This window comes from Pseudarcicella hirudinis, from assembly GCF_900115665.1.
Classification (GTDB): Bacteria; Bacteroidota; Bacteroidia; order Cytophagales; family Spirosomataceae; genus Pseudarcicella; species Pseudarcicella hirudinis.
The window spans coordinates 653,093-675,279 of sequence record NZ_FOXH01000001.1 but is presented as its reverse complement, the minus strand read 5'-3'; the positions used below and the strand labels follow the sequence as shown (position 1 = coordinate 675,279).

The following is a 22,187-nucleotide window of genomic DNA, read 5'->3' as shown; positions in this document are numbered from 1 at the left end:
CTTAGATAAAAAACTTGTGTTTTGGTAATACAAGAAATTTTCTTTTGTCTTTTTCAAATTTACAGCTTATAATTTCACAAAAACAAGTTTTTGCCAAAGAATATTAAAAGTTCTTGTTTAAGTATAATTTTTTCTTTGAAAAGGTATTTGAAGCCTGTCTTCTAGGTGTATTTACTAAAGCAACTTTGGTTTGGTAATTATTTTTTTTAGGTATTTTTCTTAAATTTTAAAGGCCAATTATTTGAAAAAGTAAAAAATGAACTACTTTTATTGTGTTTTTAAGCCTCAGGAAGCCTTTTTTTGAAAATTTCCTTTATATTCATAATAGATTATGTTTTGAATGCCGGAATCAGGTGACTGAGACTTAGCGTATTACCTTTAGAATTTGTTTCACAATTCATTGATTAGAGAATGGCAATAGCAAGATTTAAAGCCCTCGAACAGGCGCAGACACGCACAACTGTTCCTGTAAAGTTACCGACTGAGAAAGTCGCGGAGTATTATGGAAGTATGACCTTCAATGATGAGGTTATGCGTTCTTTGCTCTCCCCGGAAGCCTATTTAAAAATAAATACAGCCATTCAGACCGGCTCTAAAGTTGACAGAGATGCAGCGGATGAGGTGTCTGCCGCTATGAAATCCTGGGCTATATCCAAAGGTGCAACTCACTATACGCACTGGTTTCAGCCATTAACCGGAGCTACAGCAGAAAAGCATGATGCTTTCTTTGATATTGTTCCTGGTTCAGGAAAAGCTATTGAGAAATTCAAAGGCTCTGCTTTGGTACAGCAGGAACCTGATGCTTCATCTTTCCCTAATGGCGGTATCCGTTCTACTTTTGAAGCCCGTGGTTATACAGGCTGGGATCCGTCTTCTCCGGCATTTATTATGGAAAATGTAGCCGGTACTGCTACACTATGTATTCCTTCCGTATTTGTTTCATATACAGGAGAAGCGTTAGATTATAAAACGCCTTTACTTAAATCAATTGAATTGATTGACAAAGCTGCCACAGCTGTTGTAAAAGAATATTTTAACCGTGACGTAACGAAAGTAAGTCCGACATTAGGTGCGGAACAGGAATATTTTCTGGTTGACGAAGCACTTTTCAATGCCAGACCAGACCTTATGATGGCTGGAAGAACTGTATTTGGTCATGCGCCGGCAAAAGGACAGCAATTGGAAGACCATTATTTCGGTTCTATTCCTCCAAGAGTTAATGCCTTTATGGTAGATTTTGAACTGGAAGCTATGAGATTAGGACTTCCGGTGAGAACACGTCATAATGAGGTAGCTCCGGCACAGTTTGAAGTTGCCCCGACATTTGAAGAAGCCAATCTTGCCTGTGATCACAATGCTTTATTGATGGATTTGATGACGAAAGTTGCTTCAAAACATAAACTGAAAGTTCTTTTTCATGAAAAACCATTTGCAGGAATCAACGGTTCCGGAAAGCATAATAACTGGTCTTTAAGTACTGATACAGGAATCAATTTATTAGGACCTTCTTCAAAACCTAAGGAAAATCTTCGCTTTCTGACATTCTTTGTGAATGTTGTGAAGGCTGTTTTTGACAATGCTGACTTATTGAGAGCTTCTATCGCTACAGCAGGTAATGAACATCGTCTGGGTGCAAACGAAGCTCCTCCTGCAATTGTTTCTGCCTTCCTTGGCTCTACAATGAGCAGAGTATTGGATGATCTGGAAGGAATGAAGGATCTGAATGATATTAAACTTGAAAAAGGAGATAATGTTTATCTTAAGCTTGGAATCAACAAAATTCCATCATTGCTTTTAGATAATACTGACCGTAACCGTACTTCTCCTTTTGCATTTACAGGAAATAAATTTGAGTTCAGAGCTGTAGGATCATCTGCAAACTCTGCTTCTCCGATGACTATCCTTAATACTATTGTAGCACATCAGTTATTCCAGTTCAGAGAAGAGGTTGATGCTATTCTCGAAAAGGGTGTGAAGAAAGAACTTGCCATTATGGAAGTATTGAAGAAATATGTAAAAATTTCTAAAAGCATCCGTTTTGAAGGCAACGGTTATTCAGATGAATGGGTAGAAGAAGCTGCGCAACGTGGTCTTTCTAACCTGAGAACAACTCCTGAGGCATTAGGCGTATATGTTCGCCCTGCTTCAATTGAGTTATTTACGAAATACGGCATTTTCAATGAGGCAGAAATGCACGCACGTTACGAAATCGAACTTGAAAATTACATTAAAAAAGTACAGATCGAATCACGTGTAATTGGTGATATGGCTATTAACCATATTGTTTCAACTTCATTGAAATACCAGACTCAGCTTGTAGAAAACGTAAAAGGACAAAAAGAAATCGGGATTGATCCTCAGTATTTTGAGCCGACAATTGAGTTAATCAAGAGAATTTCTGAGCATACTTCAAAAATTTCACGCCTGGTAGATGAAATGACTGAAGCCCGTAAAGATGCTAATGAAGTGGAGGACCTTGCCACAAGAGCAGCATTATACGGTACAAAGGTTAAAAATTACTTTGAGGACATCCGTTACAATGTCGATAAACTGGAACTGATTGTAGATGATGATGAGTGGCCGCTTCCAAAATATCGTGAATTATTGTTAATCAGATAATCAGAATTTTAAAAGCCCATCAATTAAAATGATGGGCTTTTGTCTTATATTTGGGCTTTATTTGAGTAAAGAGGAAGTCAATTAGGTGTATTGGATTTTTATTTGTTTCGAACACTATCCCATTTAAAGGTTGCAAACAACGATTCTTCCCAAAATTTCCCAATAATTATTGATTATGACAACCAAAAAAAACCTGGGTTTCGACCCTGAAGAAATCCAAATATTAAAGAAAGAATGTGCCGAAAGCGAACAATCTTTCATGTATTTTGAAGATGAAGACCTTAACGAACCAAATGGCGAAGAATTTGCCCATATTCATTTTATCGGTCAATATGAGGGGAAAGAAGTAATATATGATTGCGTGATCTACACTTTGAGACTTCATCACGGAAGTTTGGTTTACGAAGCCGCAGAGCAGAAAGCAATTAAGGCTTTTCCTTTGTATATCCCGATCGAAAACCGTGACGAGACTTATCAGGCCAACGAAGCTTTGGACGAAGAAGTGGAAGTGATGATTCTTGAATTTATTGAAGAGCTTGAAGAAACTGAAGAAATCAAGGTTCAGGAGCATATTGAATTAGATGCTGATTTTGATTATGGTATCGGATTGGACGTAGCTCTGAATGTTGACGAAATAGATGACGATGTGATAGAAAAATTTGTCAAAGAATTTAACGCCGGAACAGTTAAACTGGATAAGACACTTTATTCTTTCAAGTCTGAAGAAGAATAATATCTTTTTAAATAGGGTAGATGTTAAGCCAAATGGCAGCATTTACCCTATTTTTGTGTTAAATCGAAAATGATTTTGGGTATTTTCAGTAAGAAATTATAATTTTTGACCTGAAACTCGGCCTGAAAATTGTCTGCTTTTCAAATATGAATATTTTTTACGAACCTGATATTAAAAATACCCTGAAACTCTCTGAAGAAGAGTCCCGGCATGCTATTAAAGTATTGAGACTGACTGCCGGGGATCTTTTATATGTGGTGGACGGGAAAGGAGGCTATTTTAAAACTCAGGTTTCGAATGCGCATGAAAAAAGATGCGAGCTTAGAATTTTAGAGGAATTTCCTGAGTTCGGGAAAAGAGATTTTTATATTCATATTGCCATTGCCCCGACTAAAAACCTGGACAGGATAGAATGGATGGTTGAAAAATGTGTGGAAATAGGAGTTGATGAAATTTCTTTTCTGCAGAGTCGTTATTCAGAAAGGAAGGAAATTAAGATAGCCAGAATTGAAAAAATAGCCATCGGAGCGATGAAGCAGTCTCTGAAGGCGTTCCTGCCAAAACTGAATGAAATGGTTCGGTTTGAACAATTTCTGAAATCTGATGACTTTTCCGGTGTACAGAAATTTATTGCACATTTGGAGGAATCTGAAAGGAAACTGCTTCAACATGAAATTAAAACCAAAGAAAAATACTGCATTCTGATCGGCCCGGAGGGAGATTTTTCCAAAGAAGAAATCAGCCAGGCAATTGCCTCCGGCTTTAATCCGGTTAGTTTGGGCGAAAGCAGACTTAGAACAGAAACGGCAGGAATTGTGGCCTGCCACACCTTAAATCTTGTGAATCAATGAACTTTATCAATCTGACAAACCTAACCGCTCTGAGCAATGCTTCCGGATTACCTTTTCTGAAAAAAGGAGTAATAATCGGCTCTATTCTACTTTTATGGGTATCTTTTGGTCTGAATGCTCAACCTTCTTTCAAAATTGCAAAAATGAAATACGGCGGCGGGGGAGATTGGTATTGTAATAAAACCTCATTGGGAAATCTGATTAAATTCTGTAATTCAAATCTCAGAACCAACATATTTGCAGAAGAAGATATTGTAGAGCCGGGAAGCCCGGAATTATTTACTTATCCTTTTGTGCATTTAACAGGTCATGGGAATATTGTATTTACAGATGCAGAAGCTGCAAATCTCAGAAAATACCTTATTTCCGGAGGATTTTTACACATTGATGACAATTATGGTCTCGATAAATTCATCCGCAGAGAAATGAAAAAGGTTTTTCCTGAGCTGAATTTTGTAGAGCTACCTTTCAATCATCCGATTTACAGTCAGAAATTTAAATTTACAAACGGACTGCCAAAGGTCCATGAACATGATAACAAAGCCCCTCAGGGATTTGGACTGATATACCAGGGAAAACTGGTTTGTTTTTATTCCTACGAATGCGATCTGGGAAATGGATGGGAAGATCAGTCTGTTTATAATGATCCGGAAGCAATCCGGCAGCTGGCTTTGAGAATGGGCGCAAACCTGATTTCTTATGCAACATCTGCCTATTAGTGAAAATGAGTACGGGATAAAGAAAAAAGATTAATAAAATGTATGACAAATGTCATAAAATTATTATCAATGGAAACTTACCATCCCTAAATTAAGTTTATTTTGTAACTTTGCAGTATTAATTAACTAATCAAATTATTAAACGATGTACTTAGTACTTCCCGCTTTCATTTTTCACTGGTATTTATCCTTGTTCAGCCAGACGTTCTTCTTACACCGATATTCTGCTCATAAGATGTTTACCATGAGCAAATTTTGGGAAAAGTTTTTCTATTTCTTGACCTATCTTTCGCAGGGATCTTCTTATTTGAGCCCGAGAGCTTATGCTATTCTTCACAGAATGCACCATGCTTTCTCTGATACAGAAAAAGATCCGCACTCTCCGCATTTCAGTTCAAACGTTTTTACGATGATGTGGAAGACTAAAGATATTTATAACGCAGTTTTAAACAACAGATCTAAAGTTGAAGAGCGTTTTGACCACAACTACCCTTTTTCTGAAACTATTGAGAAATTAGGAGATTCATGGATTTCAAGAATCGGTTGGGGTGTTTTCTATTCTTTGTTTTATATCGTTGCTTTTGTATATTTTGACATGCATTGGGCATTTTTCTTCCTGCTTCCGGTTCACTTTCTGATGGGACCTGTTCACGGAGCGATTGTTAACTGGTCTGGCCATAAATATGGCTATCAGAACCATGATAACAACGACCAATCTAAAAACTCTTTAGTATTTGACCTTTTAATGATGGGGGAATTATTCCAGAATAACCACCATAAATTGCCAAATAACTCAAATTTTGCTTCTAAATGGTACGAATTTGACCCTACTTATCCGGTAATCAAATTATTAACCTGGACGAGAATTATTAAGCCGAATATCAAGCCTGCTGACGCAAAATTCTGATATACAGCAAAAATCTTATAAAACCCGATAAAGAAATTTATCGGGTTTTTTTATGGATTTTGTAATTCACAGAAGCTTTCTGCGACTAAGAATGCAGATATTTATCCATATTTCTTATTAAATGATTACTAAACTTCTTAAAATCAGATTGTTTCAGCTTTTCAGGGAGCTGAAAAATGCAGGACTGTTTGCTGGTATTATCTCACTTCTGATCTATTCCGGAATTGTAATCAGGATATTGAAGGAAAGCGAAATGCCTCCTGACAGAATGCAAATGGCAGGTTTATTCGCTTTGGCAGTTTTAATGCTTCATTTAAACCGAAAGGATAAGAATTTTCTGAAAATTACCGGAATATCTTCATTTCAATTATTCTTTTGGGAATATTTACTGTTTTCTCTGCCATTTACAATTCCCTTTCTCTTTACCGGCAAATGGTATTTGTTTTTCGTACTAAGTGCCTGGTTTTTAATGATATCTAGTATTGATTTTACCATTTCAAGAAATAGTTACACTTTTAAAATCTGGTTTAAATCCTTTATTCCTTCTCAGAATTTCGAATGGATTGCAGGAATGAGACGATATCAGTACAGCATATTTATCATTTATATCCTTGCATTTATCCTTGGTTTCTGGCACTATAGCGCATTCATATGCGTTGGTATACTTACTTTCTGTTTTTCGGGTTTTTATAATGAATGCGAATCCCGGAATATTCTTTGTTTAACAGATTTAAAATCAAATCGCTTTATCATGGAAAAGCTTAAAAAGCATGTTTTTCTGTTTTTGAAACTATTAAGTCCGCTGATTCTGTTTTATGCCTGTATGTATCCCGCTGAGATTTATATTTTTTTGTTATTATTAATTACCTATATTGCAAATTATATAGTCTTTATCTTGAATAAATACAAATCCTTCGTTCCTGATACCAGACTTTCTTCCAATCAGTTTTTAGTATCTTTTTTATTTCTGGGAATATTCCTTCCTTACTTGTTCCCGGTTTCATTGGTTTTGATTTTTATTTTTTACAGGAAAGCCGTTTTGACTTTAAACTTTTATCTGTCGTAATTAATATGCTAAAGCTGGATGAGGTAATTGTATCATTTGATAAGCACAAAGTGCTTAATAAGTTATGTCTTTCATTGTCAGAAGGAAAAGTACATGGGCTGGTAGGATTAAACGGTTCAGGAAAGACCACCTTGCTTAACTGCCTTTATGGTTTTTTAAAACCTGATTCCGGGAGTATTTTGTGGAATGGAAAACCTTTAACCCGCCATGAAATCGTTTACCTGGAAACCAACAATTATTTCTATTCCAATATTACAGGAAGAGAGTACCTTTCTGTGTTTCCTGAGAATAATGCAAATTTTGATCTTAAATTCTGGCAAGACCTTCTGCAATTACCTCTGGATGAACTGATAGACAATTATTCTACCGGAATGAAGAAAAAGCTGGCCTTGCTGGCTATTCTCAAACTGGACAGACCTTTAATGATTTTTGATGAACCTTTTAACGGATTGGATTTGGAAACAGGTAAGATTCTGGTGGAACTGATTCAGAAACTGAAGGAAAAAGGAAAAACGATTATTATTACCTCACATATATTAGATACACTGCTTAATAGCTGTGATGAAATTCACTGGTTGAGAAATGGCAGAATAGAAAAAACTTTTTTCAAACCCGAATTTCAGCAGATAGATCATACTATTTTTGAAAACCTTAAACTCAAAAAGCTAAGAATATGAAAAAGCCACCTCTTCAGGTGGCTTTTCACTATTTATACCAGTTTGCGATCTAATTCAAAGGCTTCCAGATAATCTGAAACTCTTTTGACAAATTGCCCGCCCAAAGAACCATCTACAATTCTATGGTCATAAGAATGGGAAATGAACATTTTCTGACGGATGCCAAGTAAATCTCCCTGAGGTGTTTCAATGACTGCCGGTTTCTTTTGAATTGCACCGAATGCCATAATAGCGACCTGAGGCTGAAGAATAATTGGCGTTCCCATGATATTTCCGAAGGTACCGATATTTGAAATGGTATAAGTTCCTCCCTCCAGATCGGCAGCGGTAAGCTTATTTTCTCTGGCTCTTTTAGACAAATCATTGACCTTTTTCGTCAGACCAATCAAATTATAGGAGTCGGCATTATGGATTACCGGAACGATCAGATTTCCGTTTGGCAGCGCTACAGCCAGCCCTATGTTAATGTTTTTCTTTACAATGATCGTATCACCTGCAACAGAAGTATTAATCATCGGAAAATCTTTGATTGCTTTTACAACAGCTTCAATAAGAATAGGAGTATAGGTGATGTTTTCACCATATTCCTTTTTGAAGGCATTCTTGATATTTTCACGCCACAGAACCACATTCGTCATGTCTGTTTCCACAAATGAAGAAACATGAGGCGCAATCTGCTTCGAAGCGACCATTCTTTCGGCAATCATTTTACGCATTCTGTCCATCTGGATAATCTCATCTGTACCATTGCCTGCATAGGTCGGAGCAGGTGTGGCTGTTTTGGCAGGTTTCGGTTCTGCCACAGGCATTTTCGCAAGAATACTTCCTATAGATTGCGGTTGCTTTCTGTCTTTCAGATACGCCAGAATATCATTTTTAGTTACTCTTCCATCGGCACCTGTACCCGGTACGCTGTCAAGTTCTGCAGCACTGATTCCTTCTTCCTTGCTGATGTTTAAAACCAGAGGAGAATAAAAACGGCCTGAAACTGATTTTTCCAGAGGAGTAGTATCTGCAACAGGATTCAGATTCATTGCTGTCAGGGTAGAAATTTCTTCTTCCAGTTTAGCAGCAATAGCTTCCGGTTGCTCCGTAATTTTATCAGCAGTTGAAGAAGTACCGGTTTCGAGGATACAGATTGGTTTACCGATTTCAGCAACGTCTCCCTCCTGAACCAAAATTTCCTTCAGAACACCTGCGTGAGAAGACGGAACCTCCGTATCAATTTTATCTGTCGCAACTTCGAGCAGAAATTCATCCGTTTCCACCTGATCACCGATATTTTTCAGCCAGGTTAAAACGGTGGCTTCCATGATACTTTCGCCCATTTTGGGCATAATGATTTCGATTAATGCCATTTTTTTCTAGTTTGCGTTTGAAATTTTCCGGGTTTAATTCGGGATTTTCAAACTCAGGAAAGGTTTTGTCTCAAAAGATTTAATATTTGAATGCTGGTAAGATGTATATTCTGTTCTCTGAATCCTCCTAAAGTTAACTTTCTGGTAATTGTTCCTTCTTCCGAAGAAAGTGCAATCCAGATCGTTCCGACGGGTTTTTCAGGTGTTCCTCCGTCCGGTCCTGCGATCCCGCTTGTTGCGAGTCCGTAAGTTGTTCCAAGCCTTTTTCTTACACCTTCTGCCATTTCTTTAATCGTTTCTTCACTTACTGCGCCAAATTGCTCAAGTGTTTCAGCTTTCACGCCAAGCTGGTTCATTTTTACAGAATTGTCATAGCTGACAATCCCGCCCCAGAAATAAGCAGAACTACCAGGCACTTTTGTAAATAAATGGGCTAAATAACCTCCGGTGCAGCTTTCAGCAGTAGATACAGTCTGATTTTTCTCCTTCAGCAAAAGCCCTACTGCTTCTCCAAGTTCAATATTGCCATATCCGAAAACATAAGAATGGATAATAGGCATTACTTCTTCAAAGGCATCTTCTACCTGTTTTTCTAAGGATTCCAGGTCATTTCCAAAGCCTGTCAGTCTTAGTTTGACATCTCCTATTGCAGGTAAATAGGCCAATTTAAGGTTTTCAGGCAGATTATCTTCCCAATCACTGATCATTTCAGCCAAAAGTGATTCCCCGATTCCGACAGTTCTTACAACTTTATGAAAAATAACAGGTGTTTTAAAATGTTCCTGAATTTTAGGTAAGAGCAAATCACTCATCATTCCTTTCATTTCAAAGGGAACGCCGGGCATTGAAATAAAGATTTTGCCTTCATCCTCAAACCACATTCCGGGAGCAGTTCCCAGTTTGTTGGAAATAAAAGTACTGTTTAAAGGTAATTCAGCCTGTCCAAGGTTTAATCCGGTAACTTCCCGACCTCTTTTCCTGAAAAAAGCAGTTAATTCCTCCAAAGCCTCTTTATGGACAGCTAAGGAAGTATTGAAAAACTTACAAAAAGTTTTCTTGGTAATATCATCCTTCGTCGGCCCCAGTCCTCCGGTAACAATAATTAAATCGGCACGTTGTTTTGCCTCAGAAAAAATTTGTAAAATAGCCTCTTCTGTATCGCCGACGGAAGATTTTCTGACCGTATTTATTCCGATTTTATCGAGTTCGGCACTGATCCATTGTGTGTTTGTGTCTGTAATTTGCCCGTATAAAATTTCGTCACCTATCGTAATAACTTCTGCTTTAATCATATTTTATAAATTGAAGACAATTATTTTAGAACATTTGAGCAATTTTTGCAAAATATTATAATGTGTAAGTCATGTACAAAAACATGAAAGTAATCTTTAAATTTGCTCAAAAATACACATATTTATATATTTCTTTCGTTCTATCTGTCAATAACAAAAGCCTAGAAATACAATTATCATGAAAAAAACATTATTAAGCATTTCCCTTTTGATCTTAATGAACAGCTGCCAGGCTCAGAATTTAGGTGGAATTTTAAAACAGGCAGGTGATGTCCTGAATCAGGGGAAAGGCGGTTTAAGTACAGACGAAATCAGCCAGGGTTTAAAGGAAGCGCTTACCGTTGGTATTAAAAACAGTTCAAGTCAGGCTTCTGCACTTAACGGATTTCTTGGAAATGAGGCCATTAAATTACTTTTTCCACCGGAAGCTCAGAAAGTAGAGCAAAAACTCAGACAAATAGGACTTGGTAACGAATGCGATAAATTTATTACCGCCCTCAACAGAGGAGCAGAGAAAGCCTCAGAAAAAGCAGTACCGATTTTTGTGGATGCTATTACAAAAATGACGATCCAGGATGCTTTGGGAATTTTGAAAGGCGATAAAAATGCTGCAACACTTTACCTGAAAAAAACTTCTTCTGCGGCATTGGCTAATGCCTTTTCTCCTGTAATTGAAGAATCTATTAATTCAACAGGAGCTACCAGAATGTATGGCGACATTGCCAATACTTATAACAGACTTCCTTTTGTACAGAAAGTGAATCCGGATCTGAAGAATTATGCAACACAAAAAGCAATAGACGGATTATTTTCTTTGGTTGAAAAAGAAGAATTGAAAATCAGAGAAAACCCGGCTGCCCGTGTAACGGATCTTCTGAAAAAAGTATTCGGAGCCCAATAGACAGGTAGTTTAAGATTTCTCAGGCAGGAAATAAGCTTAATTCCCTTGGGTTTTATCTTATTTCCTGCTTTTTACGTATCTGAGCTTTTCCTGATTCCTGATTATGATATCTTGCTTCTGACAGCGATATCGTGTAAATTTGACTTTTGAAACGATTTCCCATTCTAAATTGGAACAAAGTGTCGGTGATTCAGGTTGTTTGAAAGACTAACCAAACTGAAAATCGGTCAATATTTAATAGTTAATGAAAAAATCAGAAATTAATTTTCAAGTCGAATTAGACGAACAAAGTATTCCGGAACGTATCTTATGGAATGCAACAGATAACCCAAATGAAGGAATTGAAGACACTAAGGCTGTTTTCATTGCTACCTGGGATCATTATCATAAAGGAACACTTGCTTTGCCGCTTTGGACTAAAGACATGGAAGTAATTGACATGAAAAGGTTCTTTATAGAGGTATTGGGAAGTGTTGCCAATACAGCTGTTACAGCCACAGGCGATCAGGCAATGGCTGATCATATTGAGAATGTATGCAGAATTCTGTCGAAAAATCTACAGGAAGAAATAAAAGCACAATCCACACAGGCTTAATGTGTAATTGTGAGCATTTCATCAGGTTTTTAAGTATTTTTAAGGCCGATTCCTTTCCGGGAATTGGCTCTTTTTTATTTCAGGAAAATCAAAAGCATTTCTAATCATTTTTATCCCGTTTATCTTATGAAAAGACTTTTGTCTGCTTTGTTTATTTTATGTTCCTTTTCTCAGATTTATGCCCAGAAAGGAGTGGCTTTCCTTACAGGTGGAAATTTGAGAACGGTTTTTGACGTCGCAAAAACACAGAATAAATATGTTTTTCTGGAGGCTTACGCCCCAACCTGTCATGTTTGTAATGCTTTTAAACCCACTTTTGAAAATGCGCAGGTCGGGAATTTTTATAACCAGAATTTTGTGAGTTATAAACTTGATATGACTTCAGCAGAGGCAACGGCTTTTTTGCAGAAACAAAAAATCTATATTCCATCCACGCCCACTTTACTCTTTTTTGATAAGAATGTAAAACTTATGCATATTGCCGTAATGGGAGAGCAGTTTAACACTCCTCAGGTTCTGGTAGATGCCGCATCAAAGGCTTTAAGCCCTCAAAACAGAAGTACAGCTTATAAAGCAAGTTTTCTTGCAGGAAACCGTGATAACAATTTTCTGATTGAATATGCCAATTTTGCCAGAATTACCAAGGATACTGCGCAGAATATTGCCGCTATGGATGCTTATTTCAGGCAGATACCTAAAAAACAGCTGGCGAGCAACACGAGCTTTCTGGTACTTCAGAAACTGGTTATGAGTGATGAAAACGGTTTGTTTAAATATCTGATTACTCATCTGACTGAGTTTTACGGAAAATTTGACAAAAAGGATGTTAATCAGGCTGCGGAAAATATTCTCATGTATTCATTATACAGCAGTGCAGGTAATCGTTACAGCATAGCGAAAGTAAATGAAGTAAAAGCAAATCTTGCCAAGGCAGGCGTGAATGCACAAGCCATACAAGGACGTGTATGGATGGCTGAAGCAAGAGCATATTTTAAAGCAAAACAGGCTGATAAAGGAATTCAGGTCATAGAATCATTGTTAAAGACTACGAAAAGTACCCCATCAGCCAAAGAATACGCATTTCTATGTGAATTTGTGAAGGGTTTGACCAGCGATAAAAATGCTTTGAGTAAAGCAAGCGCCTGGTGTAAATCTGGAGGGAAATAAGCGGAGGAATTATACTAAAACAGAAAATGCGTAGAGATTTCTACGCATTTTCTGTTTCACCGAATTTATTTCTAAGGATATAAAGAGAAGCTTCATCTCCTAATTCAACAGCTTTTTGGAAGTCCATTCTTGCATTTTCTTCCTGATTGATATAGTATCTTGCCATACCCCGCCACCTTAATGCTTCCGCATTTTCTCCTCTGAAATGCCAGTCAGCTTTATCAAACTCGACGAAAGCTCTGTCAAATTCATCAATTTTATATAATGCTTTGCCTTTCAGTAAATACGTTTCTCCGATGGTATTGTCAAACATAATTGACTGTTCGAAGTCATATAAAGCAGAGTAGTAGTTTTTCAATCCGAAATTTGCTTTTCCTCTTTTTTGGTAAAAAACAGCAGATTTCGGGCTTTTCAGAACTTGTTCTTTAAAAAAGGAAAGCGCATCTTCAAATCTTCTCTCACTCAAAGCCAGATCTCCTTCATTGAGCTTATTCTTCCTTTGGAGATAATCATCAAGTTTACTTTCCACCCAATTGAATAACAGGTGAACAGCCAGAAAGGGCATAAATAAGAATATGATTAAAATACCTTCCATATTGGTGAATTGATCAGTCTGATCATCAAAAAATAGTAAAAAACATTATTCAGAAAGCTGATTCAGACTTTCCTGCTGTTTTTTAGGGAGACCAGATACAACCAGATTATAAGAATGATCGATCCAATCCTTTTTTTGTTGCAGATTAGCCCTTTCAAAATCAACTGTATTCCAGTACTTTTTGTTCATATGATAGCCCGGAATCACATAGCTGAATTCTTCCCTTAACTGAATAGCCTTTTCCGGGTCGCATTTCAGATTCACATTAAAATGCTCACTGTCAAGTCCGGTTAAAGCAAACATCTTACCCATTACCTTGAATACTAACGTGTCAGGACCAAAAGGGGTTTCCTCAGTTACACCTTTTTTTAATAAACAATATTCTCTGAAGACCTCAATGTTCATAAAAACTATCGTCTAAAGGCTGAAATTTATCGGGTAAAGGCTCTGTAAATCATCACAATCAAACAAATTAAGAACATCACAATCGAAATTTTATTGATTACGTGCATAGTTCTTATGTTAAAATTGGTCGGTTTATTCGGATCCGGTTTTCTGAAAACCCTCAAAAAATATCCAAATGCTTCCGATAGCTTAAATTGTTCTTTCAACCTGCTCATTTGATTTTGCTTTAATTTTTGTAAAAATACGCTTGAAACGACCACAAATTTACTTAATCCACAGATTCTGTCTCACGCCAGTTGCCGTCTTCTTTAATCAACTCTATCAATTCATTTACAGCATTGTCGGCATGAACCGATTTTTTTACAACCTGCTGACCTCTGTATAGCGCAATTTTATCTTTTCCGATGCCTACATACCCGTAATCCGCATCTGCCATTTCTCCTGGACCGTTTACAATACATCCCATGATCCCGATTTTCACACCTTTCAGGTGATCGGTTCTCTTTCTGATCATTGCAGTAGTTTCCTGCAAATCAAATAAGGTTCTTCCGCAGGAAGGACAAGAAATGTATTCCGTTTTACTCATCCTTGTTCTTGCTGCCTGTAAGATACCAAATCCTGTCTGATTATAGATTTTAGTTTTGGCTAAAATCTGAGTATTTTCTTCAGTTTCAGGCATTTCCAGTAAAATGCCGTCTCCAAAACCATCAATCAGTAAACCACCACAGTCTGTCGCTGAGAAAAGCTGAAAATCACTTTCTGACAAATCAGGGTACTTCGCCATTAATACGGCCGGATTGGTGATTTTATTTTGCAGCAGCTCAAAAAATAACCTTCTCAGCTCAGGCATAGCGTGCGCATTGGTTGTATAAGTGAGAAGTAAAACATTCCTGTCATTCTTTATTTTCTCAATAAGTTCAGGATTTAAATCTGATAACCGGACTTTAAGGAATTTTATCCCATCGTAGTGATTTTCAGTACTTAAATATTCAGGGACAGTGAAAAAAGGGAATTTATTGTCCTGATCCGGCAGATTAACCCAGGTACTGAAGTCAATGATTTCCTTTAATCCCATTGGCAGCATAAAAGATGCCGGAGCAGAGCCGGTATAAATATAATCAGCTCCCATATCATTCATGCTCCATTTATCGGGCAAAGGGAGATAGAAATGACCGATTCCCTTTAATACTTCATGTTCCGCAACTTCTGTTGAAGAATAATCAGCAATAACCCTCGGAACATTATGGCCACCGAAGTTGGCTATTTCATGCGTTTTTCTTCTGAAATACTGAAAAGGATTGATCGGTGAATCAAAACCAGGTTCAGATTCATTAAAAGCCGGAATGGCAGATGATAACTCCTTTCTTTGAGCATATCTGTCAACCAGAGCTTTGGCTACGGGTGCTTCTAATTCAGGATCTTCTGTAAGACTTACCCTCACCGTATCTCCTAATCCATCTTCCAGCAAGGTACCGATTCCTACCGCCGATTTAATTCTTCCGTCTTCTCCTTCTCCGGCTTCTGTAACACCCAAATGAAGAGGATAAGGTTTCAGGCCTTCTTCCGCTAATTTTCTGCATAGCAATCTGTAAGCCTGAACCATTACCTGCGTATTGGAGGCTTTCATCGAAAGTACGATATTATAATAATTTTCATCTTCACAAATTCTCAGAAACTCCAGGGCAGATTCAACCATTCCAAGCGGAGTGTCTCCGTAACGGCTCAGAATTCTGTCGCTTAATGATCCATGATTGGTGCCGATGCGCATGGCTGTACCATATTCCTTACAGATTTTGATAAGCGGAAGGAATTTCTCTCTGATTCTGTCTAATTCCTGCTGGTAAGCAGATTCTGTATAATCAATCGTTTCGAAACGCTTTTTATCTGCGTAATTTCCGGGATTGATTCTGACTTTTTCAACCAGCCGGGCCGCTAATTCGGCCGCATTTGGCGTAAAGTGTATATCTGCAATCAAGGGAACGGTATATCCTCTGACTCTTAGCTCTTTCCGGATATTTTCAAGGTTTTGTGCCTCTTTTACTGAGGGAGCCGTAATTCTGACATATTCACAGCCTGACTCAATCATTCGGATGGTTTGTTCCACAGAAGCAATGGTATCCATCGTATCAATTGTAGTCATTGATTGAATTCTGATCGGGTAATCTGAACCCATGGGAAGGTCTCCGATTTTGACTGAAATAGTTTTTCTGCGTGAGTATTCAGTTAGAGAATTACAGTAAATATTGCCATTCTCTGTCAGGTTTACAGATTGTGAGGATATGATTGATTTATTTGACATGGATTATCTGAGTCGTATTGAATTTACAAATTTAGCCAAAACCGTATAAAAAAGCCTTGCCTATTGTTTAAAACTTATTTACTAACTTTATGTTTCATTAGGAATGAAATATAACTGAATGATGTTTTATCAAAAATAGAAATATTTCAGCAAGGAAAATATTAACTTTGTTTCTGATTTTTATTTAGATAACCGGTTCATTGAGGGAACATAAAAAATAAATTTATTGTTCTTATAACATCTGAGTTTTACGACACAGAAATATTAATTATTGTTGTTTAGTTTTATTTGAAAAAGATTAAACAAAATGTAAACTTTTTTACAAGACCCGAGTTATGTTATTGTAAAAAGCAATTCCTTGATTTAGTTTAAAAGTGTTGCTGGCAACCTTCCATACGACTTTTAAACTTTGAGACTAAATCCCCGAATTGAGCGGTTAGTATGATTTTCATTTCCTGAATATGGAAATTTAAGAATCAGACCGTCTGTACTTTTCAAAACCAAATTAAGTTTATGACCTTAAAGAAAGTGGCAGTGTTTCGTAAGGAACATTTTAATGCTGCGCATCGCCTTAACAATCCTAATTGGAGTGAAGAAAAAAATGAACGTGTTTATGGCAAATGCAACAATTACAATTTTCATGGCCATAATTACGATCTGGTAGTACAGGTAGTTGGTCCGCTTGATCCTGAAACAGGATATGTAATGGACATGAAATTATTAAGTGAACTAATCAAGGAGGAGATTTTAGACAGATTTGACCATAAAAATTTGAATCTCGATACAGAAGAGTTTAAAGATCTGAACCCTTCGGCAGAGAATATTGCAATAGTTATTTATGACAAACTCAGAAACAAACTCAAAACCGAACTTGAATTAAAAATTAGATTGTATGAAACCGAACGAAATTTTGTTGAATACCCTGTTGGTTGACAAAGATAAAATTATGTTTAGCGATGAAGAGATTGGTGATGAGCACATTGGCACATCAGTAGATACTCCTTTGCGTGAGGATGCCTTTCAATTGAGTGATGAAGAGAAAATTGCCAAAATAGAGCTGCATTTTAAAGAAATCATGGAAACGCTGGGTCTTGACCTGAGAGATGATTCTTTGAAGGGAACACCAAAACGTGTTGCCAAAATGTATGTTCAGGAAATATTCTCGGGTCTTGATCCTAAAAATAAGCCTGCCATTGCTCTTTTCGACAATAAATATAAATACGATGAAATGTTGGTTGAAAAGAATATTACGTTCTATTCAAACTGTGAACATCATTTCGTACCAATTATCGGAAAGGCTCACGTGGCATATATTTCCAGCGGTAAAGTGATTGGCTTATCAAAACTGAACAGAATCGTCCAGTATTTCGCCAAAAGGCCACAGGTTCAGGAGCGTCTGACGATGCAGATCGCCAGAGAATTACAGGAAGTACTTCAGACAGAAAACATTGCGGTATTGATTGATGCCAAGCATTTATGTGTTTCTTCAAGAGGTATTAAAGATGATACATCCACTACGGTTACTTCTTACTATGGCGGCAAGTTTCAGGAAGACGCAACTCGTCAGGAGTTTTTAAAATACCTTAATTTATAGTCCGGAGCTAAGTTTATTTTAAATCATATACCATTAATTATTTAGAGAAAGCCCTTTCTGTTCCGGAAGGGCTTTCTTTTTTGAATTTTTAAGGTTTAATTTAACCGTTCATCTGCCGGAATCTCATTTTCTTACGAAATATTGAGAGCTGAATAAACTTTTTCATACTTTTCCGTGGATTTTGAATTTTCATCAAATACTTATATTTAAACCTTAACTTTTTACATCATGAATTTCTTTTTAGTTTTACTCATTTTGGCAGTTGTCATTATTTTTCTTTCCATTGTGGTGGTTAACCAGGGAACAGTTGCTGTAATTACTGTTTTTGGTAAATACCAAAGAATTATGACTCCCGGTTTAAATTTTAAGATTCCTTTCGTCGAATTTATTTTTAAGAGAATTTCTATTCAAAACCGGTCAGTTGAGCTTGAATTTCAGGCAATTACTACCGATCAGGCGAATGTGAATTTTAAAGCTATGCTTGTTTTTGCCGTGCTTAATCAGGAAGAAGAGAGTATTAAAAACGTGGCTTTCAAGTTTATGGATGAAAAAAGTCTGATGCAGGCGCTTATCAGAACAATTGAGGGCTCTATCAGAAGTTTTGTAGCAACCAAACGTCAGGCTGAAATTCTTTCTCTCAGATCTGAAATCGTGCATCATGTGAAAGACCAGATTGATAATTTACTGGAAACCTGGGGTTATCATCTGATTGATTTACAATTGAATGATATTGCTTTTGATGAGGCTATTATGCGCTCAATGGCACAGGTTGTAGCTTCTTCCAATTTAAAAGCTGCGGCAGAAAATGAAGGTCAGGCTTTGTTAATCACTAAAACCAAATCTGCTGAAGCAGAAGGGAATGCCATCAAAATTTCGGCTGAAGCTGAAAAAACCGCTGCTCAGTTAAGAGGCCAGGGGGTTGCATTGTTCAGAGAAGAAGTAGCAAAAGGTATGGCTGAATCAGCGAAAGTAATGAATGAAGCCAATCTCGATGCTTCTTTGATTTTATTTTCAATGTGGACTGAAGCAGTGAAGCATTTTGCTGAGCAGGGAAAAGGTAATGTAATTTTCCTTGACGGATCTACGGAAGGTATGGAAAAAACCATGAAACAGCTAATGGCCGTTCAGCAATTGAAAGATATCGGACCGAAATCAAAATAATTTCTGATAAAATATCAAAACAATAAAAGCGGATTTAATCCGCTTTTATTGTTTCCAGAATTGCCTTTTTGATTACATCGGGTCTTTCCTTCGTAAGAAGATGGCTGTCTTCCGGTAAATAAATATAATGATGCGGAGCATTGACCAGCGCTGAATCTACAAACGCTCCGTTTTTAGGATCAATGATCCAGTCTTTACCTCCCTGAATTATGGTTACCGGGCATGAAATTTTTTGCCAGAGTGGTAACATCTTTTTTAACTCATCTGCATGGACAAATTTTTCATCGCTGGCCCGGTTTGCATATTCCGGCAGGAAAAACCTGAAGAACTTTGAGTTAACGGGTTTAGAAAACCACCAGAATTTCTCCAGATATGGAGAGCAGGCAGGTGCTACCAGAATAAGATTATCTACTTCTTTCGGGAAATTCATCGCCATCCTGGCCGCAATTGCCGAACCATAGGATCGTCCCAGTACAATGACTTTTTGGCCGTTATTATGATGCAAAAGCGGTTCCAGTAAAATTGCCTGTTTTTCAACGGAAGTTTCAGAAGGCCCTGAGTTATTATATCCGGGGCGATCCGGGGCAATAATATGAAAGTTTTTTGCCAGGCTGCTGTCACTCAGATATTCCAGGTATCCATGCCAGGCACCCGGAGCACCGTGAATAAGCAGGAGAAGAGGTTTGGTAGTATCACCGCTTTCCGCATAAAAAATCTTTCTCCCCAAAGTATCAGAATAGGCAAATTTTGGAATAGGAGGGTGTTCTGTATAGTATCTTTCAATTGATTTATCGCCAACTTTGAAATTCTGCATACAGGATATGCTAAAAATTATCAGGGCGATAAAAATTGATAGTATAATTGTGTTACGCTTCAATGATTTAATCTTTTTCAATAAAATGCTTTTGATTTAATGACAGATTAATCTTATTCCATTCGATCTGGCGGGTTTGAGGCACAGTTCTTATGGGACAATTTTCAACCTTACAATATGAACAGCAATCCGGCAGACATGGATCCGCATGAATGAATATTTCTACATTACTTGGAGATTCAGCTTTAATCACCTCTTCAAAATGATGTACTTCTTCATGAACTTCCTGAAGAGACCAGTAATTGGGTAAGGTAAGGTGGCAATCTATATGTAAATCTGCCCCATATTGCTGAATTCTCAGATTATGTACATCAATCCATGATTTGTTTTGATTGGCTTTCAGAATACTAACGATATTTTCAAGAATTTGGTTGTCAACTTCATCCATTAATCCTCCGATAGACTTACGGATTATTTTTATGCCATTCCACAGCATGAATATTGAAAAGGCAATTGAGGCAGCTCCGTCAAGCCATAACCAGTGGGTAAACAAAACAAGTCCTACCGCAGCGATCAGAATAATGCCGCTTTGGGCATCCAGAATTAAATGATAACCATCGGCTGTAAGGGTTGGAGAATGGCTTTTTTCGCCTTCTCTTTTCAGAAAATACCCCAGAACCCAGTTGACAATTACTCCGGATACAATAATTACCAGTCCAAAGCCAAGGTCATTAATTGGCACAGGATGGAGGAAATTCTGAATAGAGTGGAAAATAATGAAAATACTTGCTAAAACAATTAAAACACCTTCCAGACCGGCTGAGAAAAATTCAATTTTGCCATGACCATAGGGATGATTAAGGTCTTTGGGTAGTGAAGCCAGATAAATGCTGTAAAAAGCAAATCCGGTAGCTACTACATTAATAATTGATTCAAGTGCATCTGTCAGAATGGCACTGGAATAAGTGAGATAGTAGGCTACGAATTTTATGATCATCAGTAAAGTGCTGATGATGAATGATGTTATTATTAAACGATATTTCAAAGCTGATGATGAGTGATTAAATTGGGTAGATATATTGAGAAAAAGACAAAAAATAGACCTTGTTACTGCAATGAAATCCAGGCCTTCAAATGATTATACAAATATACCGAACTTAAACGGCTAAATTTGAAACTTGGCTTTCAAATATTACCTTTGTTTTATGACAGCACATAAAAATCCCTGGACGAAAATTAATTCCACAGAAGTTTATGACAATCCCTGGGTGAAAATTCGCCACGAGGAAGTTCTGAAACCTAACGGTGAACCCGGTATTTACGGGGTAGCCCACTTTAAAAACAAAGCTATTGCAGTTTTGCCACTGGATGCGCTGAACTTTACCTGGCTCGTTGGCCAATATCGTTATCCATTAGAGGATTATTCCTGGGAAGTACCGATGGGCGGAGGTCCGTTAGACAAGGATTCACTCGATTCTGCAAAAAGAGAATTGAAGGAAGAAACGGGAATGACCGCTGAAAAATGGACCGATTTAGGGCGTCTTCATACTTCTAACTCAGTAACTGATGAGGTAGGTTATTTATACCTTGCCGAAGAACTTTCGTTCGGAGAATCTGAACCTGATGATACGGAAATACTTACCGTTAAAAAAGTTCACCTTAGTGAAGCTGTAGAGATGGTGATGAGTTCTGCTATTACAGATTCATTAAGTATCGCCATTATTTTGAAAGCAGCCCGTTTAAAAGGCATTTAACTTTATTCAGAAATACATGACGCAAGCAATTATTTTTGGATTTGGCTGGGGTTTTCTGCTTTGCTTTACATTCGGACCTGCTTTTTTTCGACTGATTCAATCCAGCATTGATAATGGTTTCAGAACAGGTGTCCTGATTGCACTGGGTGTAGTCGGAGCAGATGCTTTACAAATGTTTTTTGCGGTTTTTGGCACAAGCATTTTGCCAAAAATCAGGCATTTCGATATGATTTTGTCTATTGGCGGAGCTACTTTACTATTGGTACTTGGGATCAGAAGTATTTTTGCAAAAACCAGACAATTGATATACCCTAAAACAAAATTCAGTAACATTATTTATTATTTCAGTTCGGGATTCTTTCTGAATATTCTTAATCCATCTAATGTTGTAGCTGTTTTTGCTACTTCAACTTATCTGAAAGAGGTATTGGATTTTACTTTGAATGATATCATTTTATTCTTTCTGTTCAGTTTAATCGGTACTTTTCTTGCCGAATCGCTTATTTCGTTTTATGCACAGAAAATGAAAAAAGTTTTAACCAAAAATGTAATTAACCGGATTAATCAGGCTGCCGGAGTCGTATTTATTTTTTCAGCATTGCTGATTCTCTGGAAGCAGTTTATAGAATAAGAAAAGGGCCTGAAATCTAGATTCCAGGCCCTTTTCTTATTCTATAAAC

23 protein-coding genes are annotated in these 22,187 nt (G+C 37.3%); 15 read left to right on the top strand and 8 right to left on the bottom strand.

Annotated elements, in window-relative coordinates; genetic code table 11:
- Positions 1-411 precede the first annotated feature (411 nt).
- From BM179_RS02855 to BM179_RS02825, 7 genes are all read left to right on the top strand, one after another.
- Positions 412-2,619 (top strand): glutamine synthetase III family protein, encoded by a 2,208-nt coding sequence (locus tag BM179_RS02855; RefSeq protein WP_092011783.1) that lies wholly within the window; start codon positions 412-414, stop codon positions 2,617-2,619.
- 175 nt (positions 2,620-2,794) lie between these two features.
- Positions 2,795-3,352, top strand: coding sequence for a hypothetical protein (locus BM179_RS02850; protein ID WP_092011780.1), 558 nt, complete (start codon positions 2,795-2,797; stop codon positions 3,350-3,352).
- 146 nt (positions 3,353-3,498) lie between these two features.
- Positions 3,499-4,203 (top strand): 16S rRNA (uracil(1498)-N(3))-methyltransferase, encoded by a 705-nt coding sequence (locus tag BM179_RS02845; RefSeq protein WP_092011777.1) that lies wholly within the window; start codon positions 3,499-3,501, stop codon positions 4,201-4,203.
- Positions 4,200-4,922, top strand: a complete 723-nt coding sequence (locus tag BM179_RS02840) for a DUF4159 domain-containing protein (RefSeq protein ID WP_092011774.1) — start codon at positions 4,200-4,202, stop codon at positions 4,920-4,922. The genes BM179_RS02845 and BM179_RS02840 overlap by 4 nt, the downstream gene beginning before the upstream one ends.
- 145 nt (positions 4,923-5,067) lie before the next feature.
- Positions 5,068-5,829 (top strand): acyl-CoA desaturase, encoded by a 762-nt coding sequence (locus BM179_RS02835; protein ID WP_092011771.1) that lies wholly within the window; start codon positions 5,068-5,070, stop codon positions 5,827-5,829.
- A 121-nt stretch (positions 5,830-5,950) separates the two neighbouring features.
- Positions 5,951-6,895 (top strand): hypothetical protein, encoded by a 945-nt coding sequence (locus BM179_RS02830; protein ID WP_092011768.1) that lies wholly within the window; start codon positions 5,951-5,953, stop codon positions 6,893-6,895.
- A 5-nt stretch (positions 6,896-6,900) separates the two neighbouring features.
- Positions 6,901-7,572: an ATP-binding cassette domain-containing protein gene (locus tag BM179_RS02825; RefSeq protein ID WP_092011765.1), complete on the top strand. Its 672-nt coding sequence runs from the start codon at positions 6,901-6,903 to the stop codon at positions 7,570-7,572.
- A gap of 32 nt (positions 7,573-7,604) precedes the next feature.
- Here BM179_RS02825 and BM179_RS02820 read toward each other — a convergent pair whose 3' ends face one another.
- Complete coding sequence (locus BM179_RS02820) at positions 7,605-8,930, bottom strand: dihydrolipoamide acetyltransferase family protein (protein WP_092011762.1); 1,326 nt, start codon at positions 8,928-8,930, stop codon at positions 7,605-7,607.
- 53 nt (positions 8,931-8,983) lie between these two features.
- Positions 8,984-10,222, bottom strand: coding sequence for a competence/damage-inducible protein A (locus BM179_RS02815; RefSeq protein ID WP_092011759.1), 1,239 nt, complete (start codon positions 10,220-10,222; stop codon positions 8,984-8,986).
- A gap of 178 nt (positions 10,223-10,400) precedes the next feature.
- Between BM179_RS02815 and BM179_RS02810 the strand changes: the two genes are divergently transcribed.
- The 3 genes from BM179_RS02810 to BM179_RS02800 all read left to right on the top strand — a co-directional run bounded on the left by BM179_RS02810 (position 10,401) and on the right by BM179_RS02800 (position 12,885).
- Positions 10,401-11,123, top strand: a complete 723-nt coding sequence (locus BM179_RS02810) for a DUF4197 domain-containing protein (protein WP_092011756.1) — start codon at positions 10,401-10,403, stop codon at positions 11,121-11,123.
- A gap of 244 nt (positions 11,124-11,367) precedes the next feature.
- Positions 11,368-11,718 carry a gliding motility protein GldC gene (gene gldC / locus BM179_RS02805; protein WP_092011753.1) on the top strand — a complete coding sequence of 117 codons (351 nt, stop codon included), beginning with the start codon at positions 11,368-11,370 and terminating at the stop codon, positions 11,716-11,718.
- A 126-nt stretch (positions 11,719-11,844) separates the two neighbouring features.
- Positions 11,845-12,885, top strand: coding sequence for a thioredoxin domain-containing protein (locus BM179_RS02800; protein WP_143095132.1), 1,041 nt, complete (start codon positions 11,845-11,847; stop codon positions 12,883-12,885).
- Positions 12,886-12,925: 40 nt separating this feature from the next.
- Here BM179_RS02800 and BM179_RS02795 read toward each other — a convergent pair whose 3' ends face one another.
- Genes BM179_RS02795 through ispG form a run of 4 tightly spaced genes read right to left on the bottom strand, consistent with a single transcriptional unit; the run spans position 12,926 to position 16,184 of the window.
- Positions 12,926-13,480 (bottom strand): tetratricopeptide repeat protein, encoded by a 555-nt coding sequence (locus BM179_RS02795; RefSeq protein WP_092011747.1) that lies wholly within the window; start codon positions 13,478-13,480, stop codon positions 12,926-12,928.
- 45 nt (positions 13,481-13,525) lie between these two features.
- Positions 13,526-13,885 carry an MmcQ/YjbR family DNA-binding protein gene (locus BM179_RS02790; RefSeq protein WP_092011745.1) on the bottom strand — a complete coding sequence of 120 codons (360 nt, stop codon included), beginning with the start codon at positions 13,883-13,885 and terminating at the stop codon, positions 13,526-13,528.
- 26 nt (positions 13,886-13,911) lie between these two features.
- Complete coding sequence (locus BM179_RS25670) at positions 13,912-14,100, bottom strand: DUF6728 family protein (RefSeq protein ID WP_092011742.1); 189 nt, start codon at positions 14,098-14,100, stop codon at positions 13,912-13,914.
- A gap of 53 nt (positions 14,101-14,153) precedes the next feature.
- Positions 14,154-16,184 carry a (E)-4-hydroxy-3-methylbut-2-enyl-diphosphate synthase gene (gene ispG, locus BM179_RS02780; RefSeq protein WP_092011739.1) on the bottom strand — a complete coding sequence of 677 codons (2,031 nt, stop codon included), beginning with the start codon at positions 16,182-16,184 and terminating at the stop codon, positions 14,154-14,156.
- Positions 16,185-16,697: 513 nt separating this feature from the next.
- Between ispG and BM179_RS02775 the strand changes: the two genes are divergently transcribed.
- The 3 genes from BM179_RS02775 (at position 16,698) to BM179_RS02765 (ending at position 18,939) form a co-directional block, all read left to right on the top strand.
- On the top strand, positions 16,698-17,117 hold the full coding sequence (locus BM179_RS02775) for a 6-pyruvoyl trahydropterin synthase family protein (protein WP_092011736.1): 420 nt from the start codon (positions 16,698-16,700) through the stop codon (positions 17,115-17,117).
- Positions 17,077-17,778 carry a GTP cyclohydrolase I FolE gene (gene folE, locus BM179_RS02770; protein WP_092011733.1) on the top strand — a complete coding sequence of 234 codons (702 nt, stop codon included), beginning with the start codon at positions 17,077-17,079 and terminating at the stop codon, positions 17,776-17,778. The genes BM179_RS02775 and folE overlap by 41 nt, the downstream gene beginning before the upstream one ends.
- A 228-nt stretch (positions 17,779-18,006) precedes the next feature.
- Positions 18,007-18,939: an SPFH domain-containing protein gene (locus BM179_RS02765; RefSeq protein WP_092011730.1), complete on the top strand. Its 933-nt coding sequence runs from the start codon at positions 18,007-18,009 to the stop codon at positions 18,937-18,939.
- 34 nt (positions 18,940-18,973) lie between these two features.
- Here the strand turns inward: BM179_RS02765 and BM179_RS02760 are convergent, their stop codons facing one another.
- Together BM179_RS02760 and BM179_RS02755 are read right to left on the bottom strand one after the other, a co-directional pair.
- On the bottom strand, positions 18,974-19,753 hold the full coding sequence (locus BM179_RS02760) for an alpha/beta fold hydrolase (RefSeq protein WP_092011727.1): 780 nt from the start codon (positions 19,751-19,753) through the stop codon (positions 18,974-18,976).
- 67 nt (positions 19,754-19,820) lie between these two features.
- Positions 19,821-20,798 (bottom strand): cation diffusion facilitator family transporter, encoded by a 978-nt coding sequence (locus BM179_RS02755; protein ID WP_262503423.1) that lies wholly within the window; start codon positions 20,796-20,798, stop codon positions 19,821-19,823.
- Between the two features lie 160 nt (positions 20,799-20,958).
- Here BM179_RS02755 and BM179_RS02750 point away from each other — a divergent pair, with 160 nt between their 5' ends.
- Both BM179_RS02750 and BM179_RS02745 read left to right on the top strand, forming a co-directional pair.
- Positions 20,959-21,507 carry an NUDIX domain-containing protein gene (locus BM179_RS02750; protein WP_092011721.1) on the top strand — a complete coding sequence of 183 codons (549 nt, stop codon included), beginning with the start codon at positions 20,959-20,961 and terminating at the stop codon, positions 21,505-21,507.
- Between the two features lie 16 nt (positions 21,508-21,523).
- Complete coding sequence (locus BM179_RS02745; protein WP_092011718.1) at positions 21,524-22,138, top strand: LysE family translocator; 615 nt, start codon at positions 21,524-21,526, stop codon at positions 22,136-22,138.
- Positions 22,139-22,187 lie beyond the last annotated feature (49 nt).

Coding starts and splice junctions, on each gene's coding strand:
- BM179_RS02790 (WP_092011745.1), bottom strand. CDS start 13,885: ATGAACATTGAGGTCTTCAGAGAATATTGTTTATTAAAAAAAGGTGTA.
- BM179_RS02760 (WP_092011727.1), bottom strand. CDS start 19,753: ATGCAGAATTTCAAAGTTGGCGATAAATCAATTGAAAGATACTATACA.
- BM179_RS02745 (WP_092011718.1), top strand. CDS start 21,524: ATGACGCAAGCAATTATTTTTGGATTTGGCTGGGGTTTTCTGCTTTGC.
- gldC (WP_092011753.1), top strand. CDS start 11,368: ATGAAAAAATCAGAAATTAATTTTCAAGTCGAATTAGACGAACAAAGT.
- BM179_RS02855 (WP_092011783.1), top strand. CDS start 412: ATGGCAATAGCAAGATTTAAAGCCCTCGAACAGGCGCAGACACGCACA.
- BM179_RS02830 (WP_092011768.1), top strand. CDS start 5,951: ATGATTACTAAACTTCTTAAAATCAGATTGTTTCAGCTTTTCAGGGAG.
- BM179_RS02835 (WP_092011771.1), top strand. CDS start 5,068: ATGTACTTAGTACTTCCCGCTTTCATTTTTCACTGGTATTTATCCTTG.
- BM179_RS02845 (WP_092011777.1), top strand. CDS start 3,499: ATGAATATTTTTTACGAACCTGATATTAAAAATACCCTGAAACTCTCT.
- BM179_RS02765 (WP_092011730.1), top strand. CDS start 18,007: ATGAATTTCTTTTTAGTTTTACTCATTTTGGCAGTTGTCATTATTTTT.
- folE (WP_092011733.1), top strand. CDS start 17,077: ATGAAACCGAACGAAATTTTGTTGAATACCCTGTTGGTTGACAAAGAT.
- BM179_RS02775 (WP_092011736.1), top strand. CDS start 16,698: ATGACCTTAAAGAAAGTGGCAGTGTTTCGTAAGGAACATTTTAATGCT.
- BM179_RS02795 (WP_092011747.1), bottom strand. CDS start 13,480: ATGGAAGGTATTTTAATCATATTCTTATTTATGCCCTTTCTGGCTGTT.
- ispG (WP_092011739.1), bottom strand. CDS start 16,184: ATGTCAAATAAATCAATCATATCCTCACAATCTGTAAACCTGACAGAG.
- BM179_RS02850 (WP_092011780.1), top strand. CDS start 2,795: ATGACAACCAAAAAAAACCTGGGTTTCGACCCTGAAGAAATCCAAATA.
- BM179_RS02750 (WP_092011721.1), top strand. CDS start 20,959: ATGACAGCACATAAAAATCCCTGGACGAAAATTAATTCCACAGAAGTT.
- BM179_RS02820 (WP_092011762.1), bottom strand. CDS start 8,930: ATGGCATTAATCGAAATCATTATGCCCAAAATGGGCGAAAGTATCATG.
- BM179_RS02825 (WP_092011765.1), top strand. CDS start 6,901: ATGCTAAAGCTGGATGAGGTAATTGTATCATTTGATAAGCACAAAGTG.
- BM179_RS02815 (WP_092011759.1), bottom strand. CDS start 10,222: ATGATTAAAGCAGAAGTTATTACGATAGGTGACGAAATTTTATACGGG.
- BM179_RS25670 (WP_092011742.1), bottom strand. CDS start 14,100: ATGAGCAGGTTGAAAGAACAATTTAAGCTATCGGAAGCATTTGGATAT.
- BM179_RS02810 (WP_092011756.1), top strand. CDS start 10,401: ATGAAAAAAACATTATTAAGCATTTCCCTTTTGATCTTAATGAACAGC.
- BM179_RS02840 (WP_092011774.1), top strand. CDS start 4,200: ATGAACTTTATCAATCTGACAAACCTAACCGCTCTGAGCAATGCTTCC.
- BM179_RS02800 (WP_143095132.1), top strand. CDS start 11,845: ATGAAAAGACTTTTGTCTGCTTTGTTTATTTTATGTTCCTTTTCTCAG.